General features: G+C 61.8%; 13 protein-coding genes. 5 read left to right on the plus strand and 8 right to left on the minus strand.

The features are described from left to right. Positions 1 to 6 precede the first annotated feature (6 nt). The gene (locus D3227_RS18130) at positions 7 to 1,065 is read right to left on the minus strand and encodes an ABC transporter ATP-binding protein (protein ID WP_120015707.1); all 1,059 of its coding nucleotides are present in this window, start codon (positions 1,063 to 1,065) and stop codon (positions 7 to 9) included. A 316-nt stretch (positions 1,066 to 1,381) separates the two neighbouring features. Here D3227_RS18130 and D3227_RS18135 point away from each other — a divergent pair, with 316 nt between their 5' ends. From D3227_RS18135 to D3227_RS18145, 3 genes are all read left to right on the plus strand, one after another. Beyond that, positions 1,382 to 3,046, plus strand: a complete 1,665-nt coding sequence (locus D3227_RS18135; protein WP_120015548.1) for an ABC transporter substrate-binding protein — start codon at positions 1,382 to 1,384, stop codon at positions 3,044 to 3,046. 92 nt (positions 3,047 to 3,138) lie between these two features. Continuing rightward, complete coding sequence (locus D3227_RS18140) at positions 3,139 to 4,260, plus strand: carbohydrate ABC transporter permease (RefSeq protein ID WP_120015549.1); 1,122 nt, start codon at positions 3,139 to 3,141, stop codon at positions 4,258 to 4,260. A 14-nt stretch (positions 4,261 to 4,274) separates the two neighbouring features. Next, on the plus strand, positions 4,275 to 5,192 hold the full coding sequence (locus D3227_RS18145; RefSeq protein ID WP_120015550.1) for a carbohydrate ABC transporter permease: 918 nt from the start codon (positions 4,275 to 4,277) through the stop codon (positions 5,190 to 5,192). 20 nt (positions 5,193 to 5,212) lie between these two features. Here D3227_RS18145 and D3227_RS18150 read toward each other — a convergent pair whose 3' ends face one another. The 3 genes from D3227_RS18150 to hxlB form a co-directional block, all read right to left on the minus strand. Continuing rightward, positions 5,213 to 5,692: a hypothetical protein gene (locus D3227_RS18150; protein ID WP_120015551.1), complete on the minus strand. Its 480-nt coding sequence runs from the start codon at positions 5,690 to 5,692 to the stop codon at positions 5,213 to 5,215. Between the two features lie 97 nt (positions 5,693 to 5,789). Next, the gene (locus D3227_RS18155; protein WP_120015552.1) at positions 5,790 to 6,527 is read right to left on the minus strand and encodes a creatininase family protein; all 738 of its coding nucleotides are present in this window, start codon (positions 6,525 to 6,527) and stop codon (positions 5,790 to 5,792) included. Positions 6,528 to 6,531: 4 nt separating this feature from the next. Further along, entirely contained in the window at positions 6,532 to 7,098 is a 567-nt protein-coding gene (hxlB, locus tag D3227_RS18160) for a 6-phospho-3-hexuloisomerase (protein WP_120015553.1), read from the minus strand. Positions 7,099 to 7,286: 188 nt separating this feature from the next. Between hxlB and D3227_RS18165 the strand changes: the two genes are divergently transcribed. Beyond that, positions 7,287 to 8,309, plus strand: coding sequence for an aldo/keto reductase (locus tag D3227_RS18165; protein ID WP_120015708.1), 1,023 nt, complete (start codon positions 7,287 to 7,289; stop codon positions 8,307 to 8,309). 93 nt (positions 8,310 to 8,402) lie between these two features. Here D3227_RS18165 and D3227_RS18170 read toward each other — a convergent pair whose 3' ends face one another. Continuing rightward, positions 8,403 to 8,675, minus strand: coding sequence for an HU family DNA-binding protein (locus tag D3227_RS18170; protein WP_006201846.1), 273 nt, complete (start codon positions 8,673 to 8,675; stop codon positions 8,403 to 8,405). On the opposite strand from D3227_RS18170, the gene D3227_RS41150 reads away from it, so the two are divergent. Next, positions 8,668 to 8,868 carry a hypothetical protein gene (locus tag D3227_RS41150; RefSeq protein WP_147377622.1) on the plus strand — a complete coding sequence of 67 codons (201 nt, stop codon included), beginning with the start codon at positions 8,668 to 8,670 and terminating at the stop codon, positions 8,866 to 8,868. The genes D3227_RS18170 and D3227_RS41150 overlap by 8 nt on opposite strands. Positions 8,869 to 8,874: 6 nt before the next feature. On the opposite strand, the gene lon is transcribed toward D3227_RS41150, so the two are convergent. From lon to clpP, 3 genes are all read right to left on the minus strand, one after another. Then, complete coding sequence (gene lon / locus D3227_RS18175; protein WP_120015554.1) at positions 8,875 to 11,286, minus strand: endopeptidase La; 2,412 nt, start codon at positions 11,284 to 11,286, stop codon at positions 8,875 to 8,877. 274 nt (positions 11,287 to 11,560) lie between these two features. Continuing rightward, positions 11,561 to 12,835: an ATP-dependent Clp protease ATP-binding subunit ClpX gene (gene clpX, locus D3227_RS18180; RefSeq protein ID WP_120015555.1), complete on the minus strand. Its 1,275-nt coding sequence runs from the start codon at positions 12,833 to 12,835 to the stop codon at positions 11,561 to 11,563. A gap of 290 nt (positions 12,836 to 13,125) precedes the next feature. After that, positions 13,126 to 13,755, minus strand: coding sequence for an ATP-dependent Clp endopeptidase proteolytic subunit ClpP (clpP, locus tag D3227_RS18185; protein WP_006201848.1), 630 nt, complete (start codon positions 13,753 to 13,755; stop codon positions 13,126 to 13,128). Positions 13,756 to 13,799: the final 44 nt, after the last annotated feature.

A 13,799-nucleotide genomic window follows, 5' to 3' on the forward strand; every position in this document is an offset into this window, starting at 1 on the left:
TGGAAATCAGAGCCGCTTGCCGGTCTCTGCGTCGAAGAGGTGGACCTGGTCGAGCCGCGGCTTGAGGTGCAGCGTGTCGCCCGGCTTGAAGTCATGGCGCTCGCGAAACAGCGCCACCATCTCGCCCTCGCCGAAGCGCAGGAACACCAGCGTTTCGGAACCGGTCGGCTCGACCACGGAAATCTTCGCGGCGACGCCGTCAGGATGGATTTCCAGATGTTCGGGCCGCACGCCGTAGACGACGGCCTGGCCGTCCTGCGCTGCGCTGTTCGCGGCGATCGGGAACGGCGTGCCCGAAATGTCGACGACCAGCTTGTCGCCCTTCTTCACTATGCCCTTGAGAAGGTTCATCGAGGGCGAGCCGATGAAGCCGGCGACGAAGAGGTTGGCCGGCCGGTCAAACAGCTCCAGCGGCGCGCCGATCTGCTCGATGCGGCCGTCGCGCATCACCACAATCTTGTCGGCCATGGTCATGGCTTCGATCTGGTCGTGCGTGACGTAGATGGTGGTGGTCTTCAGCCGCTGGTGCAGTTCCTTGATCTCGGTGCGCATCTGGACGCGCAGCTTGGCGTCGAGGTTGCTGAGCGGCTCGTCGAACAGGAACACCTGTGGGTTGCGCACGATGGCCCGGCCCATGGCGACGCGCTGGCGCTGGCCGCCCGAAAGCTGGCGCGGGTAGCGCTTGAGATAGGGCGCGAGGTCGAGGATGTCGGCCGCTCGCTTGACCCGCTCGGCGACCACGGCCGGGTCGGTCTTGCGCAGCTTCAGCGCGAACGCCATGTTCTGCTCGACCGTCTTGTGCGGATAGAGCGCGTAGTTCTGGAACACCATGGCGATGTCGCGCTTGGCCGGCGGCAGATTGTTGACGACACGCTCGCCGATGGCGATCGTGCCGCCGGAAACGGTCTCCAATCCTGCCACCATCCTGAGCAGGGTGGACTTGCCGCAACCCGACGGACCGACCAGCACAACGAACTGGCCGTCGGCGATATCGACGCTGACGTCGTGCAGGACCTTGACGGTTCCAAACGCCTTGGCCACATTGCTGATCGCGACTTGAGCCATCATTTCCCCTAGGGTTTTGGACCTGCGGGTCCTTCGTTTGCCGTGAAGCTAACCAACGCTGCCGGCAAGGGCAAGTCGGTCTCTTATAGATAAAAAACCTATTGTCGTTGACACGGCATTCGGTTGTGCGAATAGTGAAGATGTCAGGGTTCTTGGTCCTCTTCTGCGCGCGTCGGCACGCTTGTCCGGACACCGGAAGTTGACGCGTCACGGGAGGAAGCTGGGGCCATAATTTTCCGGGAGTCGCGTCGTTGGGGAACACCGTTAGCGCTCCACTATCCGAAACTGTCACCATTGATCTTCTGGGAGGAACGAGATGAGAGTCAGCCTTTTCAACCAACTTATGCGTGCGGGCGCCAGTCGCCGCGATGTGCTGAAGGGAGCGGCCGGCATGGCTGCGCTGTCAGCGGCATCGGGCGTGGGTCTCGGCGCATTGACGCGTCCGGCCTTCGCGGCCGATGATCTGCGCGCGCAGATCCTGCAGGTTCCCGGCGTCGGCAAGGGTCAACCGACGGACGCCGACTTCCAGAAGGTCGGCGAGATGTGCCTTGGCGCCACCAAGGCCAGTGTCAAGCAAGGAGAGTTCGCCGGTGTCGAACTCACCTTCATGGGCCTCAATAACCAGAACCTGCACAATGTGCTGTACCGCGGCTTCCTGAAGGCGTGGGAAGACTATACCGGGGCCAAGTTCACCTGGATCGACCTGGCACAGGCTGACTACGGCGCCCGTCTGCAACAGTCGATCGCCACAGGCACCGTCGACTTCGACGTCATCGAAATGGGTGCGCCCTTCGAAGGCGACGTTTGCGGCAAGGGCCTGGCCTCCGAGATGCCGGACTGGGTCAAGAAGCAGATCGAAATGGACGACCTGGTCAACTATCTGAAGCCGCCTGTCGGCACATGGGACGGCAAGCAGTATCGCGTGACCGTGGACGGCGACGCGCACAACTTCAACTATCGCACCGATGTCTTCTCCGACAAGGGTCTCGCCGACGCCTGGAAAGCCGCCGGCAATGCAACGCCGTGGGGCGTGCCGACCACCTGGCAGCAGGTGCAGGCCGTGACCAAATTCCTCAAGGGCCAGAAGTTCAACGGCCAGGACGTCTACGGTTATCTCGACGCGCCCAAGGCCTGGGGCGGTTTCGGCTTCTACTTCCTTGGCAGCCGGGCCACCGCCTATGCCAAGCATCCGGATGACAAGGCCTGGCTGTTCGACGCCGACACGATGAAGCCGCGCATCAACAATCCGGCCTGGGTGCGCGCCATCCAGGATGTGATCGACGCGCTGCCTTTCGAACCGGCCGACCAGATCAATGCCGATCCCAACACCACTGGCTTCAGCCAGTTCCTCGCCGGTACCGGCTCGATGATCCCGTGGTGGGGCGACATCGGCTCCAACGCCAAGACCAACGATTCCTCGGTCATCGGCGATACGGTCGGCTTCTCGATCCTGCCCGGCTCGGACGATGTCTACAATTCCAAGACCGGCAAATGGGACACGCTTGCGAGCGGTCCGAACTTTTCGCCGAACTGCGCCTATCTCGGCTGGGGCGTCTATGTCATGGCCCGCGTCGACAGCGACGAAAAGAAGAAGAAGGCCGCCTGGTCGGCGGCAGCCCATCTCGGCGGCAAGGACCTGTCGCTCTGGTGCGCGGCGTATCCGTCGGGCTTCCAGCCCTACCGCAACAGCCATTTCAACATTCCGGAATGGGTGGCGGCCGGCTACGACGAGGCGTTCATCACCTCGTATCTCAAGTCGGAGGCCGACAGCTACAACCATCCAAATGCGGCGATCGAGCCGCGCATCCCCGGCATCTTCCAGTACTACAGCGCTGCCGAGGACATTTTGGCCAACACCTTTGCCGGCAAGATGAAGGCGCAGGAAGGCGCCGACGCCATCGCCGCCGCCTGGGAGAAGCTTACCGATCAACTCGGCCGCGAGAACCAGATCAAGCTCTACAAGGCCTCGCTTGGCGTGTAGGTTGATTGGATTGTGAACAAAGGTCCGGCGGTGCAAAGCCACCGGACCTGACCGGCTAGGTCGGTCGTAGGGCCTATCAATGGACGAGACGCGTGGCTGACCAGACCTTGCCCACCAATGCATGGCCGGCAAACGCCGTTCCATCTGATCTGATAGCACCGGGCCGCAAGCGGCTCGGCCGGGCATTAATGGCCGTTGCGACGCTCGGTCTCTTGGCAATCATCGCAGTCCAGATCCTGTACAAGACGGAAGTCGACACCATTGGCTTCGAGACCTGGCGGCCGGTCGTCTATGCCTACATGCTTTGGGGCGTGGCAATCGGCATCGGCCAGGTGCTGACGCGCGGCGAAGACGGCCAGCGCGCGCTGTTTCTGCTGCCGGCGCTCTTGTTCACCATCGCCATGGTGATCTTTCCAACGCTGTTCGGCTTCTACATCGCGCTGACCGACTGGAACCTCAGTTCCATCACCGGCCGGAAATTCAATGGGCTCGACAATTTCTGGCAGATGCTGGCCGACCCGTACTACCGCAACGCGCTGTTCAATATGGTGCTCTATGTGCTCGCCGTGCTGGTCGAATATGCCATCGCCTTCGGCCTCGCCCTGCTCCTAAACGCGCAGATCCGGGCACGCAAATTCTTCCGCGTCGTCTTCCTGATGCCCTTGATGCTGTCGCCGGTCGCGGTGTCGTGGATGGTGGGCAAATCGATAATGGAATACAGGTTCGGGCCAGCCGCGACGCTGGCACGCTATCTCGGCTGGGAAAACCCTGCCTTCTTCTCGGATCCGATCACCGCCCGCATCTCGATCATGGTACTGGATGCTTGGACCTTCATCCCGTTCATGATGATCATGCTGCTCGCCGGCCTCCAGGCGATGTCGCGCGAGGTGCTGGAGGCGGCGCGCGTCGACGGCGCCACGCCCTGGCAGACTTTCTGGCAGGTCACCTTCCCACTGATGCTGCCGGTGTCGGTAACGGCGGTGATCCTGCGCATCATCTTCAAGCTGAAACTGGCCGACATCATCATCACCGTGACCTCGGGCGGTCCAGGCGGGGCCACCGATTCAGTGTCGAGCTTCATCTATCGCGAGTACCGCGACCGTTCGAATGTCGGTTACGGCACCATGCTGGCGATGGCCTACCTCGTCATCATCGTCGTGTTCGTGACGTGGCTGTTGAAATTCGCCAACCGCTTTGTACGCAACGTCAATTAGGGTCGGCGGGAAACATGAGCGTACAGACAACCGACTATACCGCTTCCGAAATCCGCTCGCCGGCGAGCTTTGTCGCCAACCGCGTCTTCATCTATGGCGCGCTGGCCTTCTGGGCCTTCATCTGCCTGTTCCCGATCTATTGGACGATAACCACCTCGTTCAAGACCGCAGTCGACGTCACCCAGGGCCATCTCATCCCGTTCGTCGACTTCCAGCCGGACTGGAAGGGCTGGCGCTCGCTCGGCCTGTCGCCGGACTCGATCTTCCGGACCTCGACGGTGCGCGACGAGTTCCTCAAGCGCTTCATGAATTCGGTCATCACCTCGGTCGGCGCGTCGAGCCTTGCCATCGTCATCGGCAGCCTCGCTGCCTATGGGCTCACCCGCTACCGCTATCACTTCGCCTGGTTCAAGAACGAGGACATCTCCTTCTTCTTCCTGTCGCAGTTGATCCTGCCGCCGGTCGTTCTAGCCCTGCCCTTCCTCGTGCTCTACCGGGAAGTCGGCCTGCTCGACACGCGCATCGGTCTTATCCTGCTCTACACGCTGATGGTGCTGCCGATCGTCATCTGGATCATGCGCGACCAGTTCAACTCGATCCCGGTCGAGCTGGAGGAAGCCGCACTCGTCGACGGCCTGACGATCTGGGGCGCCTTCTTCCGCATCGTTATGCCGATCGCGCTGCCTGGTATGGTCGCCGCCTTCATCCTGGCTATGGTGCTGTGCTGGAACGAGTATTTCTTCGCCGCCCTCCTGACCTCGACCGACGCCAAGACCATTCCCGTGATGGTGGCCAGCCAGACCGGATCGCAAGGCATCAACTGGTGGTCGATGGCGGCACTCGCCACCGCGGCCATAGCACCGCTTGCCGTCATCGGCATCGCGCTGGAACGCTACCTGATCATGGGTATGACGGCCGGGGCGGTGAAGTAGGCGACTGGCTGATTGCCTGGTCACCCGAGGAATACGGATCTTATCCGGTCGCGAAAGATCTCGGCAGTTGCTGCGGTGCCGAAGTCGCGGGTCTCAAATCGCTCCCCTTTCACCGTCGTCAGGACAACCCTGAAGGTAGGATCTCCGCTGTCCCACTCGATCATTCGCAGGCTGAAATCGGCAACGTCATCCGGACTGAAATGATACCGGCGCAGAAAGATCGGGTTGCGCGTCACTATGTCGATGCGACTGCGCCTGACGATCCAGCGCACTGCCGGGCTGAAAACTGCCGCGAGTGCAATTGGGATGCCGACGGCATAGGCGCCAAGAATGATGAGCAGGAAGAACGGGCTGACGACGTTCGGCGGCCAGACGCCGCGGTAGAGTTCCCATGTCGGAACGGCGATACAGAAGAGACCGGCAAGACCGAGAAGCAGGCGCTTGGCGACGTGCATCGGGATGTCGTGCCGCAACCGGCCATCGCTGCCTATCTCGTCCATTCGAGGCCTCCCACCTAACCATGGCGGCCGAAGGTGAAAAAGACGTAGCAATGGCCTTGTCAAATGTGCCGCCGGTTCATGGACGCCTCAACTGACGTCAGGTCGACAAGATGGCCCGCAAATGATGGAGGATCATGGCGACGCCCTCCTGCCCCATCTCCGCCGAGGCGTCTGGGGCGCTCGCCGTGTACCAGCCCGTGTTGTCGGCGAAACGGGCGGCGTCGACCGCTTCGGGGCAGAGCGCCAACATCAGCGAGGTCTCACCGATGCCGGCATGGTCGAACGGGTATTTGCCATTCATGGTCGCCGGCATCAGCGGATGCACCTGCACCCAGTTGAAGAAATTGGCGCCTTGCCCGGCATAGTAGTCAGCCATCGCCTCGGACCCCCACCAGCCCTCACCGCGCTGCTTTTCGAGGAAGCGGAAGATTGCCTGCCTGCCGGCGGTCTTGAAGGCGAGATCGGTCGGCATGCCGGCGGCGAAATTCTCGGTCTGGTGATGGATGATGGCGTGGACGTTGCGAAAGCCGATGCGCAGCAGGCTGTAGAACAATTCCTCAGCGAACGGCGCCAGCGCGTTGCCGCCGACCTGCACCGAGCCGCTGCCTTCCGGCGGCGCCACGGCATAACTCGCCGCGCCATAATAGAAAGGCGGCAGGATGACGAGGTCGGCTTCCTTCTCGAACAGCTCCAGCGTCTTGACGACGGCCAGCGTGTCCATGCCGACGGCCATGTGCTCGCCGTGGTATTCGAGCACGCCGAGCGGCAGCACGACCGGCCAGTTCCCCGCAATCGCACTGCGGATCTGGTGCGGCAGCATCAACTCATAGCGCATGCCCCTACTCCAAATTGGTGTGGCGAGCGCGCATCGCCTCTGGCGTCGCGCCGGTGAGGTCCTTGAGCTTCAGCACCATCACCTCGAAGAGCAGGAACAGCGCACCTTCGAACAGCGAGCCCATAGGAAGCACCGAGGTCTTTGCCGTGCCCTGGTCACTGGCCATGGTCTGCGCCGGAATGAGCAAGGTGAAGTCCGCGCGCCTGGCGGCGCTGCTTGCTGCCTCAGCGGTGAGCAGCAACACCTTCGAGCCCGCATCACGGGCAACCTGCATCAGGGTCAGCACGGTCGTCGTCTCGCCCGGACCGGAACTGACCAGGAAGACATCGCCCTCACCCAGCGGCGGCGTGGTCATGTCGCCGACCACCGACACCGGCAAGCCGAGATGGTGGAGCCGCATGGCGAAACCCTTGACCTCCAGCGCTTCGCGGCCACAGCCATAGACAGCGATTTTTCCGGCGCCGGCCAGCATGGCGCAAGCGGCATCGATCTGGCTCTCGTCGACCCGCGCAAGCACCTTGCTGAGTTCACCCAGTGCGGTGTCGAACAGGGTCGTTCCGATGCCGGTCATACGCGTTACACCCGCTTGCGGGACCAGAAAAACGATCGCGATCCGTTCTTCACGTTTCTCCCGAACAGCTTGTTTTTGTTCATGCTATCACCGCGAAAATTCGTGTCCAACGGCGCTCTGTGCTTTTGCTGTGCCACCAGCATGATAGTGTCATGTCAGACAAATCAATCCCGGGAAAATGGCAGGACATGAAGACACGGCATTTCGACCGCATCGGTAATGGCGGCATAGACTTCACCGAGCTCGGCTTCGGCACGGCGCCGCTCGGCAACCTCTACCGCGCCGTCTCCGACGAGGATGCCAACGCCACGCTGGAAGCGGCATGGCGGACCGGCTGCCGCTACTTCGACACCGCCCCGCTCTACGGGCTCGGCCTATCGGAAACGCGGCTCAATCCGTTCCTGCGCGGCAAGAAGCGCGACGACTACGTGCTGTCGAGCAAGGTCGGGCGCATCATGCGCGCCTGTCCGCCCGACCAGCGCACCGGCATCGGCAAGTTCTTCGACACGCCTTCGCGCCGAGAAGTCTACGACTACAGCTATGACGGAGTCATGCGCTCCTTCGAGGCCTCGCTGGAGCGCCTCGGCGTCGACCGCATCGACATCCTCTTCGTGCACGATGTCGACATCTTCACCCATGGCAGCAAAGCAGCCGCGGACCAGCGCATCGAGGAGTTCATGCGCTCCGGCTATTACGGACTTCTTTCCCTGCGCGACCAGGGCGTGATCAAGGCGTTCGGCGGCGGCATCAACGAATGGCAGGTCTGCCAGACGCTGGCCGAGCGCGGCGACTTCGACCTCTTCCTCCTGGCCGGGCGCTATACGCTGCTGGAACAGGAGGCGCTGGCCTCCTTCCTGCCGCTCTGCCAGGAACGCGGGATCGGCATCGTTCTCGGCGGCCCCTACAATTCCGGCATCTTGGCGACGGGACCGACGCCCGGCGCCTATTACAACTACTCCGAGGCGCCGCAGGACATCCTGGACCGCGTCGCCCGCATCGAAGCCGTTTGCACACGCCACGGCGTGCGCCTGATCGAGGCGGCGCTGCAGTTTCCGCTGCTGCATCCCTCGGTGGTGTCCGTGATCCCCGGCGGCCAGCGGCCGAGCGAGGTCGAAAGCAACCGCTCGCTGTTCGACGCCAGGCTGCCGGCAGCGCTGTGGGACGACCTCAAGCAGGAAGGGCTGATGCGCGCGGATGCGCCGACGGTATAGGGCGGCTTTCCTTCTCGGCAGAGGCGGCCTCTATCAGAAGGCAAAAGAAAAGCCGGGCAAGCCCGGCTTTTCTGATCTTAAAAGAAAAAGGTCTTAGTTGACCGCGTCCTTGAGGCCCTTGCCGGCCGAAAACTTCGGCACGGTGCGTGCCGGAATCTTCACTTCCGCGCCGGTCTGCGGGTTGCGGCCGGTCGATGCAGCGCGCTTTGACACGGTGAAATTTCCGAAGCCGACAAGCCGGACATCGCCGCCCTTCTTCAGTTCGCCAGTGATCACGGAAAACACCGCATCGACGGCAGACTGTGCGTCACCCTTCGAAATGCTCGCAGCGTCGGCGACAGCGGACACCAGTTCGTTCTTGTTCATCAAAATTTCCTTCCATGAGAAAACCGGAAGAACACTCGACTCATCCGGCAGGAAAGGGACTTTAGAAAGAAGCGTTCCTGCAACCAAGTCGAAAAAGCAGCAAGAGGTCGAAAAAAGCCCGGAATTCCGCGGTTTTTCACATGAAAAAGCCGGGCGCAAGGCCCGGCTTTCGTTTTGTGCGTTGCAACTTTAGCTAAAACTAATGTGCAAGCGACTTTCCGGCGTCGTCCGTCGGGTCGGCTGCGGCCGGCGGGTTGACCGGTTCGACCCACTCGATCGGCTCCGGCATGCGCACCAGCGCATGACGTAGCACCTCGCCGACGCGTGCGACCGGAATGATTTCCATGCCGTTCTTCACATTGTCGGGGATCTCTGCCAGGTCCTTGGCGTTGTCTTCCGGGATCAGCACCTTCTTGATGCCGCCGCGAAGAGCGGCCAGCAGCTTCTCCTTCAGACCACCGATCGGCAGTACTCTGCCGCGCAGCGTGATCTCGCCGGTCATCGCGACATCGGCCTTGATCGGAATGCCGGTCAGGACGGAGATGATCGCGGTCGCCATCGCTACGCCGGCCGACGGCCCGTCCTTCGGGGTTGCCCCCTCCGGCACGTGGACGTGGATGTCGCGCTTGTCGAACAGCGGCGGCTCGATGCCGAAATCGATGGCCCGCGAGCGGACATAGGAGGCCGCCGCCGAGATCGATTCCTTCATCACGTCGCGCAAGTTGCCGGTCACCGTCATGCGGCCCTTGCCGGGCATCATCACGCCTTCGACCGTCAGCAGTTCGCCGCCGACTTCCGTCCAGGCAAGCCCGGTGACGACACCGACCTGATCGTCGGCCTCGACCTGGCCGAAGCGGAAGCGCGGAACACCGAGATAGTCGGCGAGATTATCCGCCGTGATCTTCACCGTCTTCTTCTTCGTCTTCAGGATCTCGGTCACCGCCTTGCGCCCGAGCTTCATCAGCTCGCGCTCCAGGCTCCTGACGCCCGCTTCGCGGGTGTAGGTCTGGATGATGCCGCGGATCGCGTCCTCGCTGACGGAGAACTCCTTCGGCTGCAGCGCGTGATCGCGGATCACCTTCGGCATCAGGTGCCGCTTGGCGATCTCGATCTTCTCGTCCTCGGTGTAGCCGGCGATACGGATGATCTCCATGCGGTCCATCAGGGGCGCAGGGATGTTCAGCGTGTTCGCCGTCGTCACGAACATCACGCTCGACAGGTCGTACTCGACCTCGAGGTAATGGTCCATGAACGTCGAGTTCTGCTCGGGATCGAGCACTTCGAGCAAGGCCGACGACGGATCGCCACGGAAATCCTGGCCCATCTTGTCGATTTCATCGAGCAGGAAGAGCGGATTGGACTTCTTCGCCTTCTTCATCGACTGGATGACCTTGCCGGGCATCGAGCCGATATAGGTGCGCCGGTGGCCACGGATCTCGGCCTCGTCGCGCACGCCACCCAGCGCCATGCGGATGAACTCGCGGCCGGTCGCCTTGGCGATCGACTTGCCGAGCGAGGTCTTGCCGACGCCGGGAGGACCAACGAGGCACAGGATCGGTCCCTTCAGTTTCTTCTGGCGGCTCTGCACGGCGAGGTATTCGACGATGCGGTCCTTGACCTTGTCGAGGCCGAAATGGTCGGTGTCGAGCACGTTCTGCGCGAAAGCCAGGTCATGCCTGACCTTGGAGTTCTTGCCCCACGGGATCGACAGGATCCAATCGAGATAGTTGCGCACGACGGTCGATTCAGCCGACATCGGCGACATCGTCCTCAGCTTCTTCAACTCGGCTTCCGCCTTCTCGCGGGCCTCCTTGGAGAGCTTGGTCTTCTTGATGCGCGCCTCGATCTCGGCGGCCTCGTCGCGGCCGTCCTCGCCCTCGCCGAGCTCCTTCTGGATCGCCTTCATCTGCTCGTTGAGGTAGTACTCGCGCTGTGTCTTCTCCATCTGGCGCTTGACGCGCGAGCGGATGCGCTTCTCCACCTGCAGGACGGAGATCTCGGCTTCCATGAAGCCCATCGCCTTTTCCAGCCGCTCCTTGATGGAAAGCGTGGCCAGCATCTCCTGCTTCTCGGGGATCTTGATGGCGAGATGCGAGGCGACGGTGTCGGCGAGCTTGGAATAATCGTCGATCTGGCTCGCGGCACCAACCACTTCGGGCGAGATCTTCTTGTTCAGCTTGACGTAATTCTCGAAGTCGGTGACGACCGAGCGGGCCAGCGCCTCGATCTCGACCTCTTCTTCTTCCGGCTCGACCAGCGCCGAAGCGCGGGCCTCATGGAAGTCGGGACGGTCGGTGAACGACACGATTTTCGCGCGCGAGGCGCCCTCGACCAGCACCTTGACGGTGCCGTCGGGAAGCTTCAGCAATTGCAGCACGTTGGCGAGCGTGCCGATGTCGAAGATGGCATCGGGTTCGGGGTCGTCGTCTGCGGCATTCATCTGGGTCGCGAGCAGGATCTGTTTTTCCTGACCCATCACCTCTTCCAGCGCCTTGATCGACTTTTCGCGCCCGACGAAGAGCGGAACGATCATGTGCGGGAACACCACGATGTCGCGCAGTGGGAGGACTGCGAAGACGCCGTCGCTGGGAGCCTTTGATAATTTGGCCATTGTCCAACCTTTCATGTCGCGGCCACCAAACGGCCAACCGCGAATCTCATATTAGCGACCGGCGGTCGTTCCGCCTACCACCGTTTGTGACGGGAGTTTTACAGCACAGAATTCGGCACCGCGGCCTTCTGCTGTTAGTTGGATGCCCGAAGGACAAAGATCAAGGGTTAACACCGGCTGGTCCATCCGATCCGTCGTTGCGCAGCATGAAACGGCCGCCACAGCAAAACGGCGCCTCGCGGGCGCCGTTTCAAAATCCTGCCCAAGGCTCACGTCAGGCGCTGACGTTGCCCTTCTTTTCCTTCTGCTCGGAATAGATGTAGAGCGGCCGGGCGTTGCCGGACACCACCTCTTCCGAAATAACCACTTCGCGCACGCCTTCCAGCGCCGGCAGTTCGAACATGGTGTCGAGCAGGATCGCTTCCATGATCGAGCGCAGGCCACGCGCGCCGGTCTTGCGCTCGATGGCGCGCTTGGCGATCGCCGACAGCGCGTTCTCGTGGAAGGTCAGGTCGACATTCTCCATCTCGAACAGGCGCTGATACTGCTTGACCAGCGCGTTCTTCGGCTCGGTCAGGATCTGGATCAGCGCCGGCTCGTCGAGGTCTTCCAGCGTCGCCAGGACTGGCAGACGGCCGACAAACTCGGGAATGAGGCCGAACTTCAGCAGATCCTCGGGTTCGACCAGGCGGAAAACGTCGCCGGTGCGGCGATCCTCGGGCGACGCGACGATGGCGCCGAAGCCGATCGAGGTTTTTCTGCCGCGATCCGAGATGATCTTGTCCAGGCCGGCGAAGGCGCCGCCGCAGATGAACAGGATGTTGGCGGTGTCGACCTGCAAGAACTCCTGCTGCGGATGCTTCCTGCCGCCCTGCGGCGGCACGGAGGCGACGGTGCCTTCCATAATCTTCAGCAGCGCCTGCTGCACGCCCTCGCCCGACACGTCGCGGGTGATCGAGGGGTTGTCGGACTTGCGCGAAATCTTGTCGATCTCGTCGATGTAGACGATGCCGCGCTGGGCGCGCTCGACATTGTAGTCGGCCGACTGCAGCAGCTTCAGGATGATGTTTTCGACGTCCTCACCGACATAGCCGGCCTCGGTCAGCGTCGTGGCGTCGGCCATGGTGAAGGGAACGTCGATGATGCGGGCCAGCGTCTGCGCCAGCAGCGTCTTGCCGCAACCGGTCGGGCCGATCAGCAGGATGTTGGACTTGGCCAGCTCGACATCGTTGTTCTTGCCGGCATGCGCGAGGCGCTTGTAGTGGTTGTGGACGGCCACCGACAGCACGCGCTTGGCGTAGGGCTGGCCGATGACATAGTCGTCGAGGACCTTGAGGATCTCCTGCGGTGTCGGCACGCCTTCGCGCGACTTCACCATCGAGGTCTTGTTCTCCTCGCGGATGATGTCCATGCAGAGCTCGACGCACTCGTCGCAGATGAAGACCGTCGGACCGGCGATCAGCTTGCGCACTTCGTGCTGGCTTTTGCCGCAAAACGAGCAATAGAGCGTGTTCTTGGAATCGCCGCCGTTGCTGCCGACCTTGCTCATTTTCCAGTCCTTTCATGGCCGCCCGCCGATGGTCTGGCTGAAAGGGCGCATATTCAATCTATCGCGGGAATTCGCCGCCGCCAGTGTCCTAGCTCGCACAACGTTTTCCGAACGAAACACAAATCAGAAAACGTCGCAATGATTCGCACAAACCCCACGCAAAGCTAAGCCGTCGAAAATCAACATAGCCTTAACGTAGGCAATCCGTCGAGGGAACAGCCAATTGTGGCCGAAATGCCGCAAACCGCGCCAAAAGCGCGTTATCCCCGCCATCCAGCTGCCATTGCGGCTTATGCGGCAACGCCTTCGACCGGTTCGCGCGACGAAATGACCTTGTCGATGAGACCGAAATCCTTGGCCTCGTCGGCGGTCATGAAATGGTCGCGGTCGAGCGTCTTTTCGATCTCGTCGTAGCTCTTGCCGGTGTGCTTGACATAGACCTCGTTGAGACGGCGCTTCAACTTGATGATGTCCTGGGCGTGGCGCTCGATGTCGGACGCCTGGCCCTGGAAGCCGCCGGAAGGCTGGTGAACCATGATGCGGGCGTTCGGCGTGGCAAAGCGCATGTCCTTTTGGCCGGCACAGAGCAGCAGCGAGCCCATCGAGGCGGCCTGGCCGATGCACAGCGTCGACACCGCCGGCTTGATGAACTGCATGGTGTCGTAGATCGCCATACCCGAGGTGACGACGCCGCCAGGCGAATTAATGTAGAGGTTGATTTCCTTCTTCGGGTTCTCGGCCTCTAGGAACAAAAGCTGTGCACAAACCAGCGTCGCCATGCCGTCCTCGACCGGACCGGTGATGAAGATGATGCGCTCTTTCAGCAGGCGCGAGAAAATGTCGTAGGCCCGCTCGCCGCGGTTGGTCTGTTCGACCACCATCGGAACGAGGTTCATGTAGGTTTCGACGGGGTTCTTCATGACTATCCCTTTTTGGAGATGGGATTCCGGCGCCGGGAGATGAG

This window comes from Mesorhizobium waimense (genome assembly GCF_003601975.1).
GTDB classification, from domain to species: Bacteria; Pseudomonadota; Alphaproteobacteria; order Rhizobiales; family Rhizobiaceae; genus Mesorhizobium; species Mesorhizobium waimense.

Excerpts from the sequence above, each read along its gene's own strand:
- D3227_RS18135 (WP_120015548.1), top strand. The coding sequence starts at position 1,382 with ATGAGAGTCAGCCTTTTCAACCAACTTATGCGTGCGGGCGCCAGTCGC.
- D3227_RS18155 (WP_120015552.1), bottom strand. The coding sequence starts at position 6,527 with ATGCGCTATGAGTTGATGCTGCCGCACCAGATCCGCAGTGCGATTGCG.
- D3227_RS18145 (WP_120015550.1), top strand. The coding sequence starts at position 4,275 with ATGAGCGTACAGACAACCGACTATACCGCTTCCGAAATCCGCTCGCCG.
- clpX (WP_120015555.1), bottom strand. The coding sequence starts at position 12,835 with ATGAGCAAGGTCGGCAGCAACGGCGGCGATTCCAAGAACACGCTCTAT.
- D3227_RS18165 (WP_120015708.1), top strand. The coding sequence starts at position 7,287 with ATGAAGACACGGCATTTCGACCGCATCGGTAATGGCGGCATAGACTTC.
- D3227_RS18170 (WP_006201846.1), bottom strand. The coding sequence starts at position 8,675 with ATGAACAAGAACGAACTGGTGTCCGCTGTCGCCGACGCTGCGAGCATT.
- lon (WP_120015554.1), bottom strand. The coding sequence starts at position 11,286 with ATGGCCAAATTATCAAAGGCTCCCAGCGACGGCGTCTTCGCAGTCCTC.
- clpP (WP_006201848.1), bottom strand. The coding sequence starts at position 13,755 with ATGAAGAACCCCGTCGAAACCTACATGAACCTCGTTCCGATGGTGGTC.
- hxlB (WP_120015553.1), bottom strand. The coding sequence starts at position 7,098 with ATGACCGGCATCGGAACGACCCTGTTCGACACCGCACTGGGTGAACTC.
- D3227_RS18130 (WP_120015707.1), bottom strand. The coding sequence starts at position 1,065 with ATGGCTCAAGTCGCGATCAGCAATGTGGCCAAGGCGTTTGGAACCGTC.
- D3227_RS18150 (WP_120015551.1), bottom strand. The coding sequence starts at position 5,692 with ATGGACGAGATAGGCAGCGATGGCCGGTTGCGGCACGACATCCCGATG.